A 22,246-nucleotide genomic window follows, 5' to 3' on the forward strand; every position below is an offset into this window, starting at 1 on the left:
GATAATTAAGGAGCGGGTATGTACGCCGAGGAACGCCGCCGGAAAATCGCGTCCCTGACTGCTGTGGAAGGACGTGTAACGGTCGCCGATCTTGCTGAGGCATTTGATGTCACCGCAGAGACGATTCGCCGAGACCTCGCGCAGCTTGATGCCGAAGGTGCAGTACACCGTGTGCACGGTGGCGCGGTAGCAACACGCTCCTTTCAAACGGTCGAATTTACCGTGGCAGCTCGTAAGAATGCCCAGAAAGATGCCAAGCTCTCTATCGCACGGCATGCCGCAGAATTTCTGCCGGACTCCGGCGGTGGCGTTTTCCTCGACGCGGGTACTACTACTGAGGCTCTCGCAGAGTTGATGGTCCACTCTCCTGACAATCGCCGCTGGTCGGTTGTCACAAATTCTCTTCCCAACGCCATCACTCTTGCGGGATCCAATCGCATTGAGCTTCAGCTACTCGGCGGTCAAGTCCGAGTTATTACTCAGGCTGTGGTTGGCGATACCGCACTTCGCACGTTGGCGGTCATGCGAGCCGACGTCGCGTTTATTGGCTCCAACGCATTGACTATTGACCACGGTCTGTCTACGGCAGACCCGCAAGAAGCTGCAGTAAAACGCGCCATGATTACCAATGCTCGCAAGGTCGTCGTCATGGCTGACTCGACAAAATTGGGCCGCGACTTCCTGGTGAGTTTCGCAGCTTTGGAAGATATCGACGTCGTTATTACTGATGCGTCGGCTCCGGAGCAATTTATTAATGACTTGAAGGAACACGGCGTTGAGGTTGTGGTTGCTTCATGATTCTCACGCTGACAGTTAATCCTTCGATTGACCGCCTGGCGCGCCTTGACACTGAGCTGAAGCGAGGTGGTGTTTTCCGTCTACCGATGTCGGAAGACATGGCCGGCGGCAAGGGCATCAATGTGTCGAAGGCTCTGCACTATGCAGACGTGGACACACTCGCGCTGTACCCAGCTTCCAACTACGGTAAGTTCACCCGTTTGCTTGAGGTCTCTGGCATTCCGCATGAGGCCATCAACACTATGAATGAAGCGCGTGTGAACCTCACTCTCGCTGAGGCAGACGGAACAACCACGAAGCTCAACTCCCCCGGTATGACCTTGACCAAGGCACACCGTCGCCGTGTGTTAGAGAAGTTGGTGCACCACGCCAAGCGGGCAAACTGGGTTGTTTTCGCCGGTTCATTGCCACCTGGAGTCCCCGGGGACTTCTACGTCCAATGCATGGAGGCCGTGCAATCCGTCAACCCGGAAATTCGAGTTGCCATGGATACCAGTGATGGTCCACTGACTGAGATTGTGCGCGCTTTCCCACGCGTTCAGCCATTTTTGATGAAACCGAATGCCTTTGAGCTGGCACAGATTATCGACGCTGATGGTGATGAGTTGGAAGCTGCTGCGATGGAGGGCAACTACATTCCGGTCGCAGAGGCTGCTCGCGCTCTCAACGAACTCGGTGTGCAGGAAGTTCTCGCCACTCTCGGTGAGGCAGGCGCAGTTCTGTCCGTGAAATCAGGCGGCTGCTTCGCCGCTACTTCCCCATCTATCGTGGCGCAGTCCACGGTGGGGGCAGGAGACTGTGCTCTTGCTGGCTACGTCATGGCACGTGAACGTGGAGATAGTTACCAGGATGCGCTCGCTAATGCAGTCGCCTACGGTGCTGCGGCGACCAGCTTGCCCGGTACAACTATTCCCTACCCCGAGCAGGTTCACCCAGAAAACGGCCAATCATGGCCATTGGATATATAGCAGTAAGGAAATCTCTCTCTCATGTCTTCCTCGGCTGATTTTTCCTCCACCGCGGCACAATTAGCCGATGAATCGACGGTTTTCCTCGATCTCAATGCGGGTTCAAGTAAGGAACAGGTACTCAACCATCTGATTGGTGCTGCTGTTACTTCCGGTCGAGCTACAGATAGCGCGGGCATCGTTGCAGCTGCACTCGAACGCGAGGAGCAAGCGCCTACTGGGCTGCCCGGCGGTATCGCAATTCCGCACTGCCGTCATGAAGACTGGACTCGACCAACACTGCTGTTTGCCAGACTGGCAAATACTACGGAGTTCACTACTCCCAACGGGCCCGCTGACCTGCTCTTTTTCATTGGCGTACCGACAAGCAACAGCGATGTTCACGTTGAAATCCTGGCGGCATTAGCCAAAGCTCTGCGCGACAAGGGCTTCCGAGCTGCACTGCGTGGTGCGGAAACAGACGCTGAGGCAGCTCGCATCATCACTGAGCACCTTTCTCGTGCGCCAAAGCGGAAATCCAAGAAGCGCACAACGAAGACCAACATTGTCGCTATTACCGCATGCCCTACTGGTATCGCACACACCTATCTGGCTGCAGAAGCACTCAGCGGTGCCGCGCAAAACATGCCGGATGTATCACTGACCGTAGAAACCCAAGGCTCGGCCGGCACGCAAGAAGCACCAGCAGACGCAATTCGGCGTGCAGATATCGTCGTCATTGCAGCTGATATCGGGGTGACCGGACTGAAACGTTTTGGGGACCGACCGCAGCTAAAGGTTCCGATTCGACAGGCCGTCAATAAACCGGCCGATGTCATCAATGAAGCCAAGAAACTCGCGGAGAAGTCCCGCACTCGTGCGTATGAGCGCGGTGACTCCGCAGGCAAGGATGCCGAGGACAATGACAAGCCGCAGGCAGGCGATGCCGTAAGCGATGGCGCAAATGGTGGGGCATCATCCTCTGATAAGGCTCAGTCGCAGGGACCGTCGATAAGCGGTGGCAAGAGCATCGGGCACTGGATTCGGGATGCTGTAATGACCGGCGTGAGCTACATGGTGCCGTTCGTTGCGGCATCGGGCCTGCTAATTGCGCTGGGATTTTTGGTCGGTGGTCATCAGATTGGCGCTGTCGCCGATGCAGTGATGAGCAATCTGACTATTTCGGAGGCGCTTGGTTTGCGCTCTCCTATTTCAATCCCGACAAGTAGCGGTGTGGTCCAGGTAGAGGGCAACGGTTTGTGGCTGTACCTGGGATCGGCGCTGTTTGTAATAGGCAGCCAAGGCATGCAGGTCATCGTGGCGATTATGAGTGCGTACATCGCTTTCGGCATGGCTGGTAGGCCGGGTATTGCGCCGGGATTTATTGGTGGCGCCGTGGCGATTTCCGTGGGCGCGGGTTTCCTCGGTGGCCTGGTCACAGGTATTTTGGCCGGTTTCATCGTGGCATGGCTGCTGCAACTGCGGGTGCCTGATTTCCTCAAGCCCCTGATGCCGGTGGTAGTCATTCCGCTCATCGGCGCGCTGGGCGTGGGGCTGACAATGTACCTACTGCTGGGTGCTCCACTGGCATCGATGATGACGGGTCTGCAGCACTGGTTGCAGTCGCTGGATACTGGTGCGGCATTCCTCTTCGGCGGCATTTTGGGTGCAATGATGTGTGTGGATATGGGCGGCATGATCAATAAGGCTGCATACCTCTTCGCCGTGGCCGGCGCCGCCTCCGCCGATCCTGCGTCATGGAAGGTGATGGCCGCAGTCATGGCAGCGGGAATGGTTCCGCCACTTGCCACGTCGCTGGCGGCCATTACGCGCCCAAAGTTGTTCAGCCCGGCAGAACGGCAGAACGCGAAGGCAGGCTGGGTGCTTGGCGCGGCGTTTATTTCTGAAGGCGCCATCCCATTTGCTGCTGCCGATCCACTGCGTGTCATTCCATCAGTGGTGGTCGGTGGTGTCATTACCGGCGGTACTTCCATGGCGCTGGGGGCCGCTACCCGCGTTCCGCACGGCGGCATCTTTGTGCTGTTTGCCATCGATAATCCGCTGGCCTGGCTGCTCGCAATCGTGCTCGGCAGTATTGTGGCTGCGGCGCTCATTGTGGTGTTCAAGCAGTTCTGGCCACCGAAGTCGGCGACGGAAGTTGGGAGCGCCTCGCATGTGAAAACTGCGGTGTAGACAAAGGCATAGACGAATGCTTTCTTAAGCCTTGCTGACCTGAAGCAAATTTTTAGGCAAACTCGCTCTCTTAGCCACCGCCGAGATACTAAGCTCCACAGCAGACGCGGAAGAACTCAATTAGCAGGAAGGCATGGTGCCGCTTATGGTCACGAAACACGTCCACGTGGGTTCCAAGGTGGGCATCCACGCTCGCCCCGCGACCGTTATCGCGCAACGCGCTTCCCGTTTCCAAGAGGAAATTCTGGTTGAGCTGTTGGATTCTCCTGAGCCCGATAATGAACCGGCTGATGCCACCTCATCGCTGATGCTCATGGCACTTGGCGCCGAATATGGTGATGAAGTCACTGTCACCAGCACTAACGCGACAGCGGTCGACACCATCTCAAGTCTCATCGCCAAGGAACTGGGAGATTAAAAAAGAAGGCTTAACGACGAAACCTGGTGGCTGCGGTCGCCAGTTTTTCGTCGTTAAGCCTTCGCTTTGCGCTGTGTGCGCCTGCCCCCCTCCCCCTTAGCTAAGAGCGGTTTTCGCCAACTGTGTTGTAGAGCCAGTTCAAAATTGGGTAGCCGACGATGATGCCGACCGAGCCCCAGGCGATACCCTCGAGAGTAAGGGAACCGACGTTGAGGGTGAGGTTGCCGATACCGGCAATCAGCGCAGTGGCGGCGGCCATGAGGTTGACGGGGTTGTTGAAGTTGACCTTTTCATCAATCCAGATTCGCACACCCAGCAGACCAATTAAGCCGTAGAGCACCATGGTCGCACCGCCGAGTACGCCGGTTGGAATGGTGAGAATGAGTGCGCCAAATTTCGGGATAAAGGCCAGCGCAATAGCGGTGAAGGCGGCCACCCAGTAGGCAGCCGTGGAGTACACGCGCGTAGCGGCCATAACACCGATGTTTTCGGCGTAGGTCGTGGTGCCCGAACCACCGGCAGAACCGGCGATGGTGGTGGCCAGGCCGTCGGCAATGAGGGCGTCGCCAGCGATATCGTCAAGATTGCGGCCGGTCATGGCGGCAACGGCCTTGACGTGGCCGACGTTTTCCGCAATTAGCACCACAATGACCGGCAGGCCAATAAGCATGGCGTTGAGGTGGAATTCCGGGGCGTGGAACTGCGGCAGGCCAAACCATGCGGCGTTTCCCACCGTCTCGGTGGCCTCAGGCGATAAGTTGCCCGTAGCTGCGGCGAATGCCCAACCCACGAGCACACCGATGAGAACACCGAGGCGGCTGACCATACCGCGACCGGCAACCGTTGCAATGAGGATGGCAAGCATCGTGATAAAAGCCACCAGCGGCTGCGATGCAAAGTTCTCCGTTGCAGCCGGCGCCAAGTTAAAACCAATCAGAGCAACGATGGCACCTGTGACTGCCGGCGGCATGATCAAATCCAGTACACGCTTACCGGCAAACTTCACTGCAAACCCGACCAGCATCAACGCGATACCAGCGGTGAGCACCACGCCCAGCTGCGCGCCAATTCCCTGTGCCTGTGTGGCGCTCAGCGGTGCGATAAACGCGAAGGATGAGCCGAGGTACGACGGCAGCCGGTTACGGGTAATCAGCAGAAAGACGATTGTGCCGATACCGGAAAACAGCAGCGTGGTGTTGATGGGAAACCCCGTCAACAGTGGCACCAGCAGGGTGGCACCAAACATGGCAATGACGTGCTGCGCGCCGATGCCAATAGTTCGAGGCCAGTTCAGTCGCTCATTTGGAGCGACCACTGCCCCAGGTTCAATTTTCCGACCATCACCATGAATGTCCCAGCCGAATAGGCGTCCGCGCTCGGCTGGGTCTGCGGAGGAATTCGTTTCAGCCTCCGACGAAGAAGTGGATTTCATGGTTGTAATGCTAGTTCATGCGGTACGGAGATAACTCCTCAGCCAGGCTGGTTGGCAGCCGAACATCCATCTCAGTTCCCTGCTCCGTCCAGGTCTCTTCGAGGACCGTGGCATCCTCGTGGAGCATGGAGACAATATTGCCCTTGTCATAGGGAATGAGCAGCCGCACATGCGACTCCAGCTCATTGAGCGCGAGCTCAAGTCGGGTCTCCAACTCACCAATGCCCTCGCCTGTACGGGCGGAGACAAAAACTGCGTCGTCAAGCGTATGGCGAAGCTGTGCGAGTGTGATGCCGTCAGCCTTATCTATCTTGTTGACGACCAGCAGCTCTGGCGGCATCTCGGCGTGCTCTTCTTCGGCAATCTCATTGATGACCTTGTTGACCGCCTTGATCTGCTCCAGCGGGAATGGATCAGAGCCATCGACGACATGCATGATGATGTCGGCTTCGAGCACCTCTTCCAGAGTCGAACGAAATGCTTCAATCAACTGGGTTGGCAGGTGGCGGACAAATCCAACTGTGTCGGTCATGATTACCGTGCGCCCGTCGCGAAGCTTGGTACGGCGCGTTGTCGGATCCAGCGTGGCAAACAGGGCGTCTTCAACGAGCACGCCAGCGCCGGTCAGCGCGTTGAGCAGCGAGGACTTGCCGGCGTTGGTATACCCGACAATCGCGACGCGCGGGAGATGTCCCGCTTTACGACGAGCACGCTTGATTTCTCGCGCGGTTTTCATGGCTGCCAGTTCCTTGCGGATTCGTGCCATGTCGCGACGCAGGCGCTGACGGTCGGTCTCAATCTTGGTTTCACCCGGACCACGCAGACCCACGCCACCATTCGAGCCAGCGCGACCGCCGGCCTGACGCGACAGGCTGCCACCCCAACCACGCAGGCGCGTGTAGAAGTATTGCATCTGTGCCAGAGAAACCTGCGCCTTGCCTTCCTTGGACTTGGCGTGCTGAGCGAAAATATCCAAAATCAGCATGGTTCGGTCAATGACCTTGACGTTGAGGCGGTCCTCCAGCGCGACCAGCTGGCCCGGCGAGAGCTCACCGTCACAAATCACCGTATCCGCGCCCGTGGAGGCGACAATATCGCGCAGCTCGTTAATCTTGCCCGAGCCAATATACGTGCCGGGATCCGGCTTATCACGGCGCTGCAGCACCATTTCGAGGACCTCAGAACCAGCGGTTTCTGCCAGCGCCGCCAATTCCTCCATGGCAACTTCGGCCTCTTGCAAAGTGCCCGTAAGCCACACACCCACCAGCACAACGCGTTCCAGACGCAGCTGGCGATACTCGACCATCAGCTCATCAGAGTCATCAGTATGAGCTACTGACCTGGTCAAACGGCGCAGTGAGGAGCGCGCTTCCAGGTCCAGGTCACCGACTGTCGGTTCAAAGTGCGTGCCGACGTGTTCCGCGAACGCATCATCCGAGGAGTCCTCGTCGGCATTAGCAGTGTCGACCCCCGCCACAGCGTCAGCATCTTCTGAGTCGTCGGTAAAGAAGTTGTCGAACTCATGCGACGAGTCGTCGCTGACCTCATCAAAGTTGTTGGAAAGATTAGTCATACTACGTGCCATTGTTGCATGACATGGCGAAATCTCCGCATTGAGCACCGAGGGAAAACCCGAAACCGCCTAAGGTGCGGTGAGAATTAAGCGGCGGAGTTATGCGTTGCGGGCGCTGGCGGCGATATGATCGTCGCGATCGTTGTGGGGGCGACGAGTCAGTACAAGTGCCACCGGACCGTTGTTAGAGGTACCGCCAGCGCACGTACCAGAGGTTGACATGCCACAGCTGGAGCAACCGCCGCCCGGGCACATGCCGCCGAGCGGCTCACGGCGCAGCTGACCGGTTCGCTCCATTCTTTCTAGGATGAGGTCCACAGTTGTCGGCTGCAGTCCGGTCATCTCGGCGATTTTTCGGCGGGAGCTAATTCCCTGAGCAATTGCTTCTTGCACGGCTTCGGCTGGTTGACGAGATGCTTCAGCCTTCTTTCGAGTGCCGAGAGAACTAAAAAGTGCCATGAGATTAGCTCCTTTCTATATCGATGTCTGTATTCGAGGATTAGAGGAACAGCTTCAGCCCCTGGAACACCACAACTGCCAGAATCCATGCTGTCAGCAGCTGTGTCGCCACACCGAAGGCTGTCCATTTGGCGCCAATTTCACGACGTTGTGCGGCCATGGTCGCCACACACGGGGTGTAGGCGAGCAGGAAGATCATGTACGCCCACACTGCAGCCAGTCCGTGTCCGCCAGAGGCTTCATCGAAGTCCCGCTTGATGTTTTGTGCCAGCGGGCTGCTTGCTTGCTCCGTTGCCTCAGCGTCAGTGACATCTTCCACCGCATACGTCTGCGCCCATGTCGAGATCACAGCTTCCTTGGCGACAAAACCAGTCACCAACGGACCGGTTAGAGACCAGGTACCAAAGCCAGCCGGATTGAAAACCGGTGCAATGGTTTCGCTCACCGCGCCGTAGGCGGAATCGCGTGGAGCCAGATCCTCATCGGCGAACGAATGCCCCGGAGCGACAGGAATAGACATCAACAGCCAGACCACAATCACGGTACTGACGATGATGCCACTGGCGGTCTGCAAAAAGCCCCTCAATCGCATCCACATCACCGACAGTGCCAGACGTGCCGTTGGCAGCTGATACGTCGGCAGGTCAATAACCAGCGGTTCCGACGGCATCGTGCGCCACAGTGTCTTGCGCATCACTAAACCGGCCAGAATAACCAGCAGAATTGAAATCACGTACATGGCAAAGACCACGGTGCCTGCATTTTCCGGAAAAAACACCGCGCCCAACATCACGTACACAGTCAATCGAGCTGAACAGGACGTAAACGGCACCAGCAGCGCTGTCAAAATTCGATGCCGTGGATTACTCAACACTCGCGTCGCCGAGATTGCTGGAACGTTGCAGCCAAATCCCACGATCAGCGGGATGAAGGCCTTACCCGGCAAGCCGATTGCGCGCATGGCACGGTCGGCCACCACCGCCGCACGCGCCATATAGCCGGAGTCCTCCAGCACCGCCAGGCACAGAAACATCAGCGCCATCAGCGGCACAAAGGTCAGCACCATGCCGACACCGCCGATGATGCCGTTGACCAGCAAACCGGTCACAATCGGATGTGCCCAGCCGATCGCCTCCAGCCCACGAGTGACCAAGTCAGCGAAGTCGCCGGTAATCAGCGTCTCCAGACCGTCCTGCAGAGGTGCCGCCACCGTCGTGGTGATCTGGAAAACACCCCACATCACTGCCAGGAAGATAATTGGCCCCACCACTGGGTGAAGGACAAAATCATCAATTCGGTCAGATACGGTCTGGCGATCTTCCACATCCCCGGTCGCCGCCGCGACCGCCGCGTCGATGGCGGCAAAGCGCGCATCATCGAGGCTTTCCTGGGACTGTCCCGCTGCCGGTCGCGCTGGCGCCATCACCGTGCTGCAGCCTGCCAACGACGCAGCTACAGCATCCGCCAAGAGCGTCATGCCCGCTTTACGACGGGGGTCGAGAGCAACAACCGGCATTCCCATCGCCGACTGCAACGCGGCTGGGTCCACGCGAATGCCCTTAGCCTCGGCAACATCGAGCTTTGTCAGAGCCAAAACAATGCGCTGTGGCTGCTCTGCCAACTCGGCAGCCATGTAGAGACCACGACCAAGTGCTGTGGCATCGACTACGACAACCACCAAGTCCGGCCGCTCCGCCAAGGGTTTTTCCACCAACATTTCGCGGGTGAGCTCTTCATCTGGGCTCATCGCATCGAGCGAATACGCGCCGGGAAAGTCAATGACGTCATATTCCGCGTCTGCGGTCTGCCATGCACCGCGACTGACCTCGACGGATGTACCAGGCCAATTGCCCATTTGGGCCTTGGCCCCGGTCAGTCCATTGAAAAGAGTGGACTTTCCGGAGTTTGGTGCACCGACTACTGCGATTACAGGCGCGCCGTCCCTAGCTGGTGCTCCCCCACTACAGGCGTGGCAGCTCGGCGTGGCGGCAAACTTTCGGGACGTCGATTCCGTGGGTGTTGGCATTGAGAACTTTCAGAAATTGGAGCCCGTGGACGCAGGTCGCGATTCGGGCCGACACCACGGTGAACAAGAACGGTTTTATAAAGCAGAAAAGGAAAACAGCGCGTCACGTGCGCTAAGCAGCCACCGCCATGTGACGCAGCGTGGCGCCATCAATGGCGTAGCGCGTTGCACCTGAGTGAATAATGCGACCGCCGCCGCTGGTGTTGCGGCCGACAGTGACACGCATACCGGGGCGAAGGCCAAGCTGAGAGAGCCTGCGGCACAGCTGCGCATCTACTTCAGGCGCCCCTAGTACGACGGTGCTGCCCACCGCGACATCGGCAAGCGATTGTGCGCAATCCGTACGAGCAATGTTGGCTCGAGTTCGTAACCGCAATCCAAGCATGAGTGGCCTTCCCTTTAATCGAGAACATTCATGCAATATCCGCGCTGCCAAACCCCAAGTCAGCCATGGAAAAGCAACCAATTTTGGCTAAACGAATATTGTTTACAAAGGCTACCCTACTCTTAGCCCGCCCTAAATGGAACATAATTAGCAGACCCTAGGAAAGTCTTTTATGTCACATTTAGGAATTAGTTATATGGCATGCGAGCACTATTAACTCCTACATATCTAAGACCGCTAAACAAATCACGCACGCAAAATACGCAAAAGGGTTCACACTTTAAGATTGCGCAAGTATCATCGACAGTTATGACTACTGACTTGCGAAGCATTGGCATGGACTACTCCAACTGGCGTGAGGCGATGGAAGCCGCGATTGCCAGCGATAATCTCTCGGTTCTCGGCGAGGTTCGTGGTGGCCAGCTAGTTCGCTTCGAAGATCCGTCGGGCGCTCGTCTGCACATGCTCGGCGTTGAACCTTTCTCCACCTACGCCGGTTTTGCCGGTGACCCGACCGTGACAGCACATGTCTCCAGCGTGGATGATGTCCTCGCTCTGGTGGAAATCGTCGGTGACGACCCATCTTCTGAGGACTTTGACAAGGTCATTGAAATTGCGTGCTGCGTTCTTGCACAGGGCCCGATGATTGTCGATGCCGGCACGCAGACTTTTGAACATGTCGCACTGTCGGCACTGGCCACGGACTACGCATTCGACGAATCAGCTGAGGAATACGAAAAGCGCACTGGCGAAAAGCCGAACAAGCTCAATTTTGTCGGCGCAAAGCCGCTCATTGGCAAGCAGGCTGGTGCGACCTCCCCCAGTGCTGCCGTCGAACTGGCAGGTGTTATCAACAACTCCCGCAAGCATGTCAACGAGCTGACCGGTAAGAAGTTCTGGGTGCTCAACCTGGCGCTGCCAACCCCAATGGATGTCCTGGTGCCGGGTGGCGACGTAGCCCCGCAGCCAGGCATGGTTGTCTCCGGTAAGTTCCTGCTCACCGGCGAAATTATTGCACCGCAGGGCTGCGGTGGTGGCTGCGGCGACGGCGGCTGTGGCTGCGGTGATGGCGGCTGCGGTGGGCACTAACCGCTAAAGACCTCGAGCGTGCTGCTACAGCGCCTCGAGGTCGATTTGTCCGTGGGTGTGAATGACACTCGGACCGGTCAGCGTGGCCGCAAAGGCACCGTCTTTGGCAGGCGCCTCACTAATGGTCACCGTAACCTGGCCTCCTGGAACATTAACTGTGACCTCGCCCTCCGTGCGACCGGCATCGGTCAGCGCGGCAATCGCTGCTGCGACAGTGCCTGTGCCACAAGAACGGGTCTCTCCCACTCCCCGCTCAATTACACGCATGTTCACCGCACCGGAGTCATCCAATGGGGTGACAATTTCCAGGTTCAGCCCGTGTGGGAACATGGCTTCGTCGGCAAGCACTGGCTTGGCAGATGAGCCCGCCCCCTCCAAATCCAGCTTTGCCAGCCCCTCAGCGTCGAGTCCGGGCATGACACACGCCAAATGCGGGTTCCCCACATCCACGCCGATGCCCGCGAACTTTGCGTCGCCCGTAGAACCGATGAAGGCGGTGCCCACGCCCAGAACCTCGGGCAGTCCCATATTGACGCCAACGGTGGCGTGAGTATCGCTGAGATCACCAATACGGACCTCACGCAAACCAGCCCGCGTCCCGACGCGGAGTTTTCCATCCGCAACACTGCCCGGGCTGTGGATTGTCGCCACGTAGTGCGCGAAAACACGCACGCCGTTGCCGCACATCTCAGCGATTGAACCATCGCCATTGCGGTAGTCCATGAACCAATCGCTGGCCTCGACATCAGCCGGCAAGGCTTCTAACACACCTGCAGCGACCAGATCGCCTGCACGCGCAACCCGTAAGACACCGTCGGCACCCAGACCGCGCTGACGGTCGCATACTGCTGCCACCAATGACTCCGTCAGATTGAGGCTGACCGAATCGTCCGGAAAAATGAGGAAATCATTTTGCGTGCCGTGACCTTTAGCGAAAGAAACCATGGGTGCTATTTTAGCGCCACGACTAAAGCCCCAGGGCCGAAAATGCCTGTCCCGGCACATCGCCTGCAGCATCCAGCCAGCTAATACGTCGATCGCGGTTGAACCAGGAGCGCTGGCGGCGCACATAACGGCGCGTTGACGTAATCGTGCGTTCACGCGCGGTGTCCAGGTCATATTCGCCGTCAAAGTGCGCCAGGACTTGTGCGTACCCAATCGCACGGCTGGCTGTCACCCCCTCGCGAAGCCCCTGCTCAATCAGCGTCTCAGTTTCTTCCACCAGCCCGGATTCGAACATCTTATTTGTCCGCAGCTCAATGCGCGGATTCAGCCACTCAGATTCGGTGCGCAAACCCAAAATGCGCGTTCCCCAGCGTGGCGGCGCATCCACCGAGGGCTTCGACGCGGCAAAGGGTTTGCCGGTCAGTTCGATGACTTCCAGCGCACGCACAGTGCGACGCGGATCGTTTGTCTCAATAATCGCCGCCGCATCCGGATCAACTTCCGCGAGGCGAGCATGCAATGCCGCAGGCCCGATCTCCTCCTGCACTGCTTCCCATTTCGCACGTACCTCAGGGTCCGTTGGCGGGAACTGCCAGTCATCCACCAGCGCCTGGACATACATCATTGAGCCACCGACAAGGATGGGAACTTTCCCACGAGCGCGAATATCCTCGACATCCGCAACGGCATGACGCTGGTACGAAGCCACCGATGCCGGCTGCGTGACATCGAGCACGTCCAACTGGTGATGCGGAATCCCCCGACGCTCAGCCACCGACAGCTTCGCCGTGCCGATATCCATTCCCCGGTAGAGCTGCATCGAGTCAACATTGACTACCTCACCGCCGAGCTGCTCTGCCAGCACCAACCCCAAATCCGATTTGCCCGACGCCGTCGGCCCCACCACTGCAATCGGAACCGGCAGGCTCACGCCTTGCGATGTCGTCACTTGTTTCTTCACACTCCTGGAAAACTATCTCCTGGCTGGGAGCTTACTTCCCCACACACTGCCAGCTAGCCACGTGGTAGCCGATACCGTAGGGCGCGTGACTGTAATACACATGCTTGACGACGTCCACGTTGTCCGACTTCTCCCACCTTGCCGCGACCTCGTACAACTCCCGCCACAGAGCTGCCGCATACTCACCTGGCGCGGGGAACTTGGTACCGACTAGGTCAACTGATACGCAGCTGTGTCCTGCAATGGTGCGGCACAGGGCGTCTGTCTCCGCAGCACCCGCTATTTCGCCGACCGGGGAATTGTCCGCAAGCCCGAATGCGCCGTCGACAAGCACGAGCAAACGAGATTGACCGTCGCGCAGCGCGTCGTCCGCGTGGGCGTAACAGGTGGCCGCTACGGTGTCACCAAAGAGACGCTTGGCGCTGTCTTCGATGAGCCACCGGCCGAGGAGTTCCGGCAGTGCTGTTCCTGCCGCCACACGCACATCGGCACCGTAAGGGCGAAAGCTACCTGGCGTGCTGTCGTGATATTGCTCGGCTGCTGGAATGTCGCCGGTGATGATGGCCACTTCCCCAGGGCCATCGGCGCCCCACAGCGTTGCCACGGCCTCGCGAGCCGCCTCCCGCAGAGCGACTGCAACGGCAGGCGTGCCACCGAGCTCATCGACGATGAGGAGCGCACGGGGGACGATTACAAGCCGAGGAAAACGCGAATTCACGCTCCCAACGCTACCGTGAGGGGCTAATCAGTGCCTTATTCCGGCGGGGTTACGCGCGCTGCGCTAGATTTTTTGGGATACTCGACCACATACAGCAAGTGTTTTATGGCAGCCGTGTCGCGCGGCAGTTCTAAAAGAAGATTGGAAGAGGTTCACCCACTATGACCGGTACCAGCAATACTCCGAAGCCAGGTCCTCGCCCCGGACCGCATCCCGGGCCACGACCGGGTGCAATGCCGGCTCACCGTAGGGTCCCAGGCGCTGCTGCAACGCCAGCTGGTGCTACCACAGCCGCCACGCCTCACGCAGTCCACAGTGACCCGAAGAAGTTTGGTCGTATTGACGCGGACGGCACTGTCTGGCTGAAGACCGCTGCTGGGGAACGCAACATTGGTTCTTGGCAGGCCGGCACCGTCGAGGAGGGCTATGCCCACTATGGCAAGCGCTTCGATGACCTTGCCACGGAGGTCGAGCTGCTGGAGTCTCGAATTGTGACTCACCCGCAGGAAGCACAGAGCATTTCTCACAATGCCGCGGACCTGCGTGAAAGCTTGGCCACGGCCACGGTGCTCGGCGATCTCGATGCGCTTGATGCTCGTTTGGCGCAGGTTATTGAGTCCTCCAAGGTGGCAGAGGAAAAGGTCGCCCACGATAAGGCTGAGCGCCGGAAGAAGGCCATTGCGCGCAAGGAAGAGCTTGCCGCCGAGGCCGAGGACATTGCGGAAAACTCCACTGAGTGGAAAGCCGCTGGTGACCGCATCCGCGAGATCCTCACTGAGTGGAAGCAGATTCGCGGTATCGACCGCAAAACGGATGACCAGCTGTGGCGACGCTACTCGCGCGCTCGCGACGCCTTCAACCGTCGCCGTGGTTCCCACTTCGCTGAGCTCGACCGCAACCGCGCGGCCGCTCGTCGTGCGAAGGAGGACATCATTGAGCGCGCCGAGGCACTGAAGTCCTCGACTGATTGGGGCCCAACCGCGGCCGCGTTCCGCGATTTGATGTCGGAATGGAAGGCCGCTGGTCGCGCACCGCGCGAGGTCGATGACAAGCTCTGGGCGCAATTCAAGGCCGCTCAGGATGAGTTCTTTGGCGCTCGCAACGCAGTCAATGCCGCCCGCGACAGGGAGTTCGAGGAAAACGCTGCGGCCAAGGACGCGCTGTTGGCTGAGTATGACTCCCGTATTAATCCGGAAAAGGGCCTCGACCACGCTCGCGCCGAGCTGCGTCAACTTCAGGAAAAGTGGGAGGCCATTGGCTACGTGCCGCGTGGCCGCGTCCGCGAATACGAAAACCGAATTGGTGAGCTGGAAAAGCGTGTCGCCGATGCCGCAGACTCGCAGTGGCGTCGCACCGATCCGGAGGCACAGGCACGCGTGCAGCAGTTCGCTGACCGCGCAGCGGAGTTTGAAAAGAAGGCCGCAGACCTGGAGGCCAAGGGCAAGGCTTCCCAGGCTGCAAAGGCCCGCGAGCAGGCCGAGCAGTGGCGTCAGTGGGCTGACCAGGCTGCTGAGACGCTCAAGGAGCTCTAAGCCTGCACGCGGCTAGAACCGCACCGCACACCCAAAAAAGATGGCCTATCCCCAAACCACTGGGGATAGGCTCTCTTGCTATGTCAAAGAAGCTACGACTAGGACTCAGCTCGATTTCGGCGGCGAGCACGTGCACGGCGGTCATCTACCACCTTGACATCCGTGGACGTATTCGGAGTCAGGCCAGAGCGCAGGTACACCTGCTGCGCGCGCAGAACCGGATCGGTGTCGTGGTGTTCGCGTCGCTTCGACGCGAGTTCCAGCTGCTTCTTGTTCCGTCGAAAAGCGATGAACGTCATGGCGATCGCCAGAGTGAAACTGCAGCCGATGCTGAGCCCCAGACCAAAGGAAATGCCCTCCCCCGGAAGCTCCTGCGGGCGCGCCTGACGCATCCAACCGGCGAACACCGAGTAGACCGCCTGAATGCACGACACTACCCACGTTACAAACGCCAGAATCGTCGTGCGCGTAATCAGGGTGGCAATGGCCAGCAGCACGCCCAACAGCACGAAAATCGTGTAAATGCGCTCCGGGCGCGCCGTGAAGTACTCACGTGCCACGTCCGTATCCAGGAGCACGTCGAAGCCGAGCACAACGCCCGAGTGCGGAAGGAAGAAAGCGGTAATCAGGCCGACGACCGCAATCATCATGGGTATGGCGGCCGGGCCGAGATCCAGCTCGCCGGCAGCCTTGCGCTCTTCAGCACGCAACTGCTGCGCGGACTCCATTGCCTGCGTCGATTCCATGTCACCTTCCGGCGAAGCATTGTCACTACTCACAGCCGCATCCCTCACTTACACTCGTTTTCTCCGGGCGCCCGATCTTTGGCAGGCCCAGACCGACTCCGATGGGAGCGGTCGTCGGAGTTTGACCAACCTCCACATTATCCCCCGCCTTGGTGCGGCGGTGAGACAGCACGCCGGAATCCGCGATGAGGAAGTGCGGCGCCGAATCGGTAACGCGCACAGTCACATAATCTCCCGGGCGAATCTTCCGGTCAATAATTCCCGGCTCGCTTTCCGACGGGCTGAAGTGCACCAGGCGGCCATCTCGACTACGACCCGACATGCGGTGTGTCTCCGAATTCTTGCGGCCATCGGACTGGCTGACCAGCAGCTCGACCTCGCGGCCGACAAGCCTTGCGTTTTCCTCTTCCGAGATACGCTCCTGAAGTGCGAGCAGGCGACCGTAACGGTCCTTGACCACCTCCGGTGGCACCTGATTTTCCATCGTGGCCGCCGGAGTACCCGGACGTGGCGAGTACTGGAACGTAAATGCAGAGCTAAAGCGGGCCTTTTCCACTACATCCAGGGTCTGCTGGAAGTCCTCTTCGGTCTCGCCCGGGAAGCCAACGATGATGTCGGTGGTGATAGCAGCATCCGGCATTTTCTCGCGCACCTTGTCCAAAATGCCCAGGAACTTCTTGGTGCGGTAGGAACGGCGCATGTCCTTCAAGACACGGTCCGATCCAGACTGCAGCGGCATGTGCAGCTGGTGGACGACGTTCGGGGTCTCAGCCATGGCGTCGATGACATTATCGGTGAACTCGGCCGGGTGCGGCGAGGTGAAACGCAGACGCTCAAGGCCTTCAATTTCGCCGCAGGCGCGCAGCAACTTGGAAAATGCCGAGCGGTCACGCTCCATGTCCGGATCAGCAAAGTTCACGCCGTAGGCGTTGACGTTCTGGCCGAGCAGGGTGACATCGGTAACGCCCTGGTCAACAAGTGCCTGGACCTCGGCCAGAATATCACCTGGCCTGCGATCGCGTTCCTTACCACGCAAGCTCGGAACGATGCAGAAAGTACAGGTGTTGTTACAACCCACCGAGATACTGACCCAGCCCGCGTAGGTCGATTCACGTTTCGCCGGCAGCACCGACGGGAATTCCTCCAGCGCGTCCTTGATTTCCACCTCAGCGCGCTCATTGTGCGCAGCGCGCTCCAACAGCGCCGGCAAAGAACCGAGGTTGTGAGTACCAAAGACCACGTCCACCCACGGCGCCTTCTTGACGACAACGTCCTTGTCCTTCTGCGCCAGGCAGCCACCAACGGCAATTTGCATGCCGGGATTTGCATCCTTGACTGGTTTGAGCTGCCCCAACGTACCGTAGAGGCGGTTATCCGCATTTTCGCGCACGGCACAGGTGTTAAAGACCACGAGGTCTGGGTTTTCACCTTCCGCAGCTGCTACATAACCGTTTTCTTCCAACAGACCAGACAGACGTTCCGAGTCATGGACGTTCATCTGGCAGCCGAAGGTACGTACCTCATAGGTGCGAGGCGAGGATTGCTGCTGAGAGTTCAAAGAAGGGGTAGTCACGGCAGTTTAGGTTAGCGGTTTGCCGCCCATTTCCACAATTAGGACTCGTGTTTGACCTGGGCACTTCAACGCCCAAGTCCTTAGTCTGCATCCTGCTGCAGGCGGCGGTACTGCTCGTCCAATTCCTCACGAGCAATTTCCATGGACAGCTCCGCGGGGAAGCCACGCCGCGCGAGTACTCCCACCACTCGGCGGAGGTCCTTCTGCTTAGCGTTGTAGTCCGCCGCTACAGTCTTAATAGTCGCTGCCTTCTTCGCCGCTAGCTTGCGGGCGACAACTTTTTCATCATTGTGAGTAATCTGCTCCAGCGCTGCCGCACGCTGCGAGGAACCGATGCCCTTGTCCCGCAGTTCCCTGTCGAGCACCATCTTGGACTTGCCACGAGCGGCGAAACGCTGCCGCACCCATTCAGACGCAAATTGATTATCATTGACCAGCCCGCTTCGCGCGAGGTCCTCAATGACTTCTTCAATCATCTCCGCCGGAAACTCCTCAACAGCGCTGAGCCGGTCAAGGAGTTCCTGCCGAGACCGCATCCGCTGGTCCAGCAACCGCAGTGCCTTGGCACGAATGGGAGCCTTGGATTCTTCACGTCCGGCGTCATAAAGCGAGCTGCCATCTGCTGCTGCAATTTGTTCTGCCAGCTTTTCGATGGTTTCTCGCACATCGCGACCGTCGCGATTATCCACAATCCTCACTTCTCATTCTCGAGTGGCTATTCTTCATCCAAATCATCGAAATCAATGTCTGGGACAACATCAACCGGAGCATCAATATCAGTCTCTTCCTCCATGTCAGCGTATTCACCGACACCGAGCTTTTTCTTAATCTTGATTTCGATTTCCTTGGCGACCTCAGGATTTTCCCGCAGGTACGTACGGGCCTTCTCCTTGCCCTGCCCCAGCTGATCGCCCTCATAGGTAAACCAGGATCCAGACTTTTTGACAATGCCATTGTCAACGCCCATGTCAATCAAGGAACCTTCACGGGAGATGCCTTCACCGTAAATGATGTCAAACTCTGCCTGCTTGAACGGCGGCGAGACCTTGTTCTTAACAACCTTGAGGCGGGTACGGTTACCGACCGCGTCCTGTCCATCCTTCAATGTCTGAATTCGGCGAACATCACAGCGCACAGAGGCGTAGAACTTCAGTGCTTTACCGCCGGTGGTAGTTTCCGGCGAACCGAACATAACGCCAATCTTTTCACGCAGCTGGTTAATGAAGATCGCCGTCGTGCCCGTGCTGGACAGCGCGCCGGTCATCTTACGCAGCGCCTGACTCATCAACCTTGCTTGCAGGCCGACGTGAGAATCACCCATCTCACCGTCAATCTCTGCCTTCGGCGTCAAGGCAGCCACGGAGTCGACCACAATAATGTCAATCGCGCCAGAGCGAACCAGCATGTCCGTAATCTCAAGCGCCTGCTCACCCGTATCTGGCTGAGAGACCAGCAGATTGTCCGTATCCACACCGAGCTTGCGCGCATACACCGGATCCAGTGCGTGCTCCGCGTCAATGAAAGCGGCAATGCCGCCCTGACGCTGTGCCTCCGCAATTGCATGAAGAGCAACTGTGGTCTTACCCGAAGACTCCGGACCGTAGATCTCTACAATACGACCGCGTGGGAAACCACCCAGGCCCAGCGCCACGTCGATCGCGATATTGCCAGAGGGAATGACCTGAATCGGTGGGCGATTGTCATCGCCCAGACGCATAACTGCGCCTTTACCAAAATCCTTCTCAATATTCGCCAGCGCTACATCCAGCGCCTTGAGACGATCATTGCCCTGGTTCGAAGCCGTAGTCTTCTTACGAGCCATAGTGTGTTGTTCTTCCTTATCGTCATTGTCACGTACGGTATCGGGTTCCGGAGCCGTACTCAGAGAAACTGCATCCCGATTTTCATCCACAACGGTAAATTCGCTCACACCTAGTTAGGCGCGAAAAATCCCATTCTGGTTCCAAATTGATCGGCGACACCGCTGAGGTTGGTTACACCCGGAAGATACCGGCTAGAACGGATTGACTTCGTTAACACAACCGATAATATGCGAAATCCTGTTCGAATGGCAACGCCACGCTGCAATCGTCGTCAAGCATCGAAAACGCGTGCCTGGCGCCTATTCGTCGGGGCCGTACCAGCGCTCTTCCGGCACGTCGAACTCCTTGCACAGCGCCCACCAGATGTCGCGCGGTTCGACTCCGTCCTCCAATAAATCCGTTGGTGTCTTGCCGTAGCCCATCAAAACGTGAGAGTGCAGGAGCCACGGACCTTGTTCAGGACCAAATTCGTGGATGACGAAGTTGTGGAAGTCAGCCAATCGCATGAGACCAACGTACAAGATGCATTTTGCGGATAGCCATTTTTGAAGGCACACTTTCAATAATTTTCGAACGGCCGCACGCCTACTAGCCCCTCCTGAACAGCGCTCAAGTGCGAGGATTAAGATAGAGCCTGTGAATAACTCAAAGGTATATGACCTCACCATTATTGCCGCCTTTGCAGCACTGATTATTGTGCTCGGCGGTATTGCTATCCCAGTTGGCGGTCTCGGCGTTCCGATTGTCCTGCAGAATATGGGCATCGCGCTGGCCGGCATGATTCTGGGCTTTAAGCGTGGCGGGCTTGCCACTACCCTGTTCCTCGCTGTCGGCCTTGTCGGCGTTCCTAACATGGCAGGTTGGAAACCACTGATTGCTGCGCTCCCAGGCCCGACCGTGGGCTACATTGTTGGCTACCTGATTGCCGGTTTCGTCATCGGCGCAATTGCTCAGCAGGCTCCGCGCGCTAAGGCCGCCCGCGTCGGAGTTTTCATCGGCGCTGGTGTAGTCGGTGTCATAGTTCAGTACCTCTTCGGCGCCCTCGGCCTGGTCTGGCGTATGGGCCTCGGCTTCGGCGAGGCACTGGCTACCAACGTGCCGTTCATTGTTGGCGATCTGATTAAGGTTGTCGCCGCAGCCGTAATTGCCACCGCCGTATTGCAGGCATTTCCAGATTTGCTTCCCGACGCTGTCAACCGCAAGCAAAACCGCGACATCGAAGAAGCAAAGGCTGTTTAAGTCGTTTACTCACCGCCTCACAAACTCGTACTGAAAGACCTTTAAGGCACACCATGCCCACTATCACTTTCAACCAGGCCGCCGCGAACTATTCGGGCCGCCAGATTCTGCAGCCGACTACGCTGACTCTGTCAGAAAATCGCATTGGCATTATCGGTGAGAATGGTGGTGGTAAATCCACGCTCGTCCGATTGATCAATGGGCTTGGCGCGATCACTGGTGGCACAGTAATGTACGAGGGTTTGAACGTCGCCAAGCAGGCAAAAGAAGTCCGCAAACAAGTCGGTTTTATCTTCTCGGATGCGGACAACCAGATTGTGATGCCAACGGTTGCGGAGGACATTGCTTTTTCGCTGCGAAAGCGCAAGCTCCCGCGCCAGGAACGCGACCAACTGGTCCATGCAGCGCTTAAGCGTTTCGGCCTGGAAGATCATGCGGATACGTCGCCGCATCTGCTGTCAGGCGGGCAAAAGCAGCTTTTGGCGCTTGCTGCGGTGCTGATTCTTAGTCCTACGACCATCATCGCCGATGAGCCCACTACTCTGCTAGACCTGCGCAATCGTCTGCATATTCGCAATATTTTCGCAGAGCTTGACCAGCAGGTGATCGTTGTTACGCATGACCTGGATTTCATTGCCGATTTCGACCGCGTCATCCGCGTCGGTGGCGGACAAATTGTCGATGACGGTGCACCGAGCGAGGTCATCGCACGCTATGTTGACGAGATGTCGCGGGCGGAGGGGAATCGCTAATGATTCACGCCGCCAATGTTCCGCTCGGGCTGTATCTCAACCACACTTCCCCAATTCATAAGCTGCCAACCGCCGCTAAAATTGTTGGTGTTATCGTTTTCATGCTGGCCAGCGCAATTTTGGTGGAAAGCTGGGTCGGCGGCGCCGTTTCCGTCGGCATTGTGGCACTCGCCTATGCAGTAGCGAAAATTCCGCCACGCGTTGCCTTTCGGCAACTGCGCGGTGCCGTCATTATCCTGGCACTGCTATCGCTTCTGCTGTGGTGGCGTGCCGACGGGCTGACGGCTCTGACTACATTTCTGACGCTTTTGGCCGCAATTGCTGCGGCAATCTTGCTCACGCTCACAACTCGCGTCAGCGACATCATGGATACGCTGACCCATGCAATGCAGCCGCTAGCCCGCTTTGGCGTGCCGGTAGAAACCATCTCGCTGGCTCTGTCTTTGACGCTGCGCATGATTCCGCTGCAGGTCATGGCCGCCTCTGAAGTACTGGAGGCCCGCAAGGCACGTGGTGCCAACGCCTCCATTGTTGCCTTTGGCGTACCGGTTATCATCCGCACGATTAACCGTGCCAAGGCAATGGGAGACTCACTTATCGCCCGCGGCGAGGGTGAATAAAACTAGGTGTAAAACCT

General features: G+C 58.0%; 22 protein-coding genes. 9 read left to right on the top strand and 13 right to left on the bottom strand.

Translation table 11 applies throughout. The features are described 5' to 3' along the window. Positions 1 to 18 precede the first annotated feature (18 nt). The 4 genes from Q4E11_RS01350 to Q4E11_RS01365 all read left to right on the top strand — a co-directional run bounded on the left by Q4E11_RS01350 (position 19) and on the right by Q4E11_RS01365 (position 4,356). Entirely contained in the window at positions 19 to 798 is a 780-nt protein-coding gene (locus tag Q4E11_RS01350) for a DeoR/GlpR family DNA-binding transcription regulator (RefSeq protein ID WP_303162925.1), read from the top strand. Then, a complete protein-coding gene (locus tag Q4E11_RS01355; protein ID WP_303162928.1) occupies positions 795 to 1,766 on the top strand; it encodes a 1-phosphofructokinase family hexose kinase in 972 nt (323 codons plus the stop codon). Before Q4E11_RS01350 ends, Q4E11_RS01355 begins: the two co-directional genes overlap by 4 nt. Positions 1,767 to 1,787: 21 nt before the next feature. Next, complete coding sequence (locus Q4E11_RS01360) at positions 1,788 to 3,938, top strand: fructose-specific PTS transporter subunit EIIC (protein ID WP_303162930.1); 2,151 nt, start codon at positions 1,788 to 1,790, stop codon at positions 3,936 to 3,938. Between the two features lie 145 nt (positions 3,939 to 4,083). After that, the gene (locus Q4E11_RS01365) at positions 4,084 to 4,356 is read left to right on the top strand and encodes an HPr family phosphocarrier protein (RefSeq protein WP_303162933.1); all 273 of its coding nucleotides are present in this window, start codon (positions 4,084 to 4,086) and stop codon (positions 4,354 to 4,356) included. Between the two features lie 100 nt (positions 4,357 to 4,456). Here the strand turns inward: Q4E11_RS01365 and Q4E11_RS01370 are convergent, their stop codons facing one another. From Q4E11_RS01370 to Q4E11_RS01390, 5 genes are all read right to left on the bottom strand, one after another. Continuing rightward, positions 4,457 to 5,788: a uracil-xanthine permease family protein gene (locus Q4E11_RS01370; RefSeq protein ID WP_303162936.1), complete on the bottom strand. Its 1,332-nt coding sequence runs from the start codon at positions 5,786 to 5,788 to the stop codon at positions 4,457 to 4,459. 10 nt (positions 5,789 to 5,798) lie between these two features. Further along, positions 5,799 to 7,361: a GTPase HflX gene (hflX, locus tag Q4E11_RS01375; protein WP_303162938.1), complete on the bottom strand. Its 1,563-nt coding sequence runs from the start codon at positions 7,359 to 7,361 to the stop codon at positions 5,799 to 5,801. A gap of 99 nt (positions 7,362 to 7,460) precedes the next feature. After that, positions 7,461 to 7,820 carry a FeoC-like transcriptional regulator gene (locus Q4E11_RS01380; RefSeq protein ID WP_303162941.1) on the bottom strand — a complete coding sequence of 120 codons (360 nt, stop codon included), beginning with the start codon at positions 7,818 to 7,820 and terminating at the stop codon, positions 7,461 to 7,463. 40 nt (positions 7,821 to 7,860) lie between these two features. Continuing rightward, positions 7,861 to 9,846: a ferrous iron transport protein B gene (feoB, locus tag Q4E11_RS01385; protein ID WP_303162943.1), complete on the bottom strand. Its 1,986-nt coding sequence runs from the start codon at positions 9,844 to 9,846 to the stop codon at positions 7,861 to 7,863. A 112-nt stretch (positions 9,847 to 9,958) separates the two neighbouring features. Beyond that, complete coding sequence (locus tag Q4E11_RS01390; RefSeq protein WP_303162946.1) at positions 9,959 to 10,231, bottom strand: FeoA family protein; 273 nt, start codon at positions 10,229 to 10,231, stop codon at positions 9,959 to 9,961. A gap of 309 nt (positions 10,232 to 10,540) precedes the next feature. Here Q4E11_RS01390 and Q4E11_RS01395 point away from each other — a divergent pair, with 309 nt between their 5' ends. Beyond that, positions 10,541 to 11,320, top strand: a complete 780-nt coding sequence (locus Q4E11_RS01395; protein ID WP_303162948.1) for a hypothetical protein — start codon at positions 10,541 to 10,543, stop codon at positions 11,318 to 11,320. 24 nt (positions 11,321 to 11,344) lie between these two features. Here the strand turns inward: Q4E11_RS01395 and dapF are convergent, their stop codons facing one another. From dapF to Q4E11_RS01410, 3 genes are read right to left on the bottom strand one after another with little or no spacing between them, the layout of a single operon-like run. Beyond that, entirely contained in the window at positions 11,345 to 12,265 is a 921-nt protein-coding gene (dapF, locus tag Q4E11_RS01400) for a diaminopimelate epimerase (protein WP_303162952.1), read from the bottom strand. 22 nt (positions 12,266 to 12,287) lie between these two features. Continuing rightward, positions 12,288 to 13,214: a tRNA (adenosine(37)-N6)-dimethylallyltransferase MiaA gene (gene miaA, locus Q4E11_RS01405; protein ID WP_303162955.1), complete on the bottom strand. Its 927-nt coding sequence runs from the start codon at positions 13,212 to 13,214 to the stop codon at positions 12,288 to 12,290. 43 nt (positions 13,215 to 13,257) lie between these two features. Next, positions 13,258 to 13,944, bottom strand: coding sequence for a hypothetical protein (locus tag Q4E11_RS01410; RefSeq protein ID WP_303162957.1), 687 nt, complete (start codon positions 13,942 to 13,944; stop codon positions 13,258 to 13,260). Between the two features lie 161 nt (positions 13,945 to 14,105). Between Q4E11_RS01410 and Q4E11_RS01415 the strand changes: the two genes are divergently transcribed. Beyond that, the gene (locus Q4E11_RS01415; RefSeq protein WP_303162958.1) at positions 14,106 to 15,476 is read left to right on the top strand and encodes a DUF349 domain-containing protein; all 1,371 of its coding nucleotides are present in this window, start codon (positions 14,106 to 14,108) and stop codon (positions 15,474 to 15,476) included. 98 nt (positions 15,477 to 15,574) lie between these two features. Here the strand turns inward: Q4E11_RS01415 and Q4E11_RS01420 are convergent, their stop codons facing one another. The 5 genes from Q4E11_RS01420 to Q4E11_RS01440 all read right to left on the bottom strand — a co-directional run bounded on the left by Q4E11_RS01420 (position 15,575) and on the right by Q4E11_RS01440 (position 20,124). Beyond that, entirely contained in the window at positions 15,575 to 16,255 is a 681-nt protein-coding gene (locus Q4E11_RS01420) for a hypothetical protein (protein WP_303162960.1), read from the bottom strand. After that, positions 16,248 to 17,795: a tRNA (N6-isopentenyl adenosine(37)-C2)-methylthiotransferase MiaB gene (miaB, locus tag Q4E11_RS01425; RefSeq protein WP_303162962.1), complete on the bottom strand. Its 1,548-nt coding sequence runs from the start codon at positions 17,793 to 17,795 to the stop codon at positions 16,248 to 16,250. The genes Q4E11_RS01420 and miaB overlap by 8 nt, the downstream gene beginning before the upstream one ends. An 80-nt stretch (positions 17,796 to 17,875) precedes the next feature. Then, positions 17,876 to 18,484 carry a regulatory protein RecX gene (locus Q4E11_RS01430; RefSeq protein WP_303162965.1) on the bottom strand — a complete coding sequence of 203 codons (609 nt, stop codon included), beginning with the start codon at positions 18,482 to 18,484 and terminating at the stop codon, positions 17,876 to 17,878. Between the two features lie 26 nt (positions 18,485 to 18,510). After that, positions 18,511 to 19,617: a recombinase RecA gene (gene recA, locus Q4E11_RS01435; protein ID WP_303162967.1), complete on the bottom strand. Its 1,107-nt coding sequence runs from the start codon at positions 19,615 to 19,617 to the stop codon at positions 18,511 to 18,513. Positions 19,618 to 19,917: 300 nt separating this feature from the next. Beyond that, positions 19,918 to 20,124, bottom strand: coding sequence for a DUF3046 domain-containing protein (locus tag Q4E11_RS01440; protein WP_303162969.1), 207 nt, complete (start codon positions 20,122 to 20,124; stop codon positions 19,918 to 19,920). A 121-nt stretch (positions 20,125 to 20,245) separates the two neighbouring features. Here Q4E11_RS01440 and Q4E11_RS01445 point away from each other — a divergent pair, with 121 nt between their 5' ends. Genes Q4E11_RS01445 through Q4E11_RS01455 form a run of 3 tightly spaced genes read left to right on the top strand, consistent with a single transcriptional unit; the run spans position 20,246 to position 22,229 of the window. After that, positions 20,246 to 20,857 carry a biotin transporter BioY gene (locus Q4E11_RS01445; RefSeq protein WP_303163468.1) on the top strand — a complete coding sequence of 204 codons (612 nt, stop codon included), beginning with the start codon at positions 20,246 to 20,248 and terminating at the stop codon, positions 20,855 to 20,857. 53 nt (positions 20,858 to 20,910) lie between these two features. Beyond that, a complete protein-coding gene (locus Q4E11_RS01450) occupies positions 20,911 to 21,609 on the top strand; it encodes an energy-coupling factor ABC transporter ATP-binding protein (RefSeq protein ID WP_303162971.1) in 699 nt (232 codons plus the stop codon). Next, the gene (locus Q4E11_RS01455) at positions 21,609 to 22,229 is read left to right on the top strand and encodes an energy-coupling factor transporter transmembrane protein EcfT (protein ID WP_303162973.1); all 621 of its coding nucleotides are present in this window, start codon (positions 21,609 to 21,611) and stop codon (positions 22,227 to 22,229) included. Before Q4E11_RS01450 ends, Q4E11_RS01455 begins: the two co-directional genes overlap by 1 nt. Positions 22,230 to 22,246 lie beyond the last annotated feature (17 nt).

The sequence above is a fragment of the Corynebacterium sp. genome, from assembly GCF_030532195.1.
Classification (GTDB): Bacteria; Actinomycetota; Actinomycetes; order Mycobacteriales; family Mycobacteriaceae; genus Corynebacterium.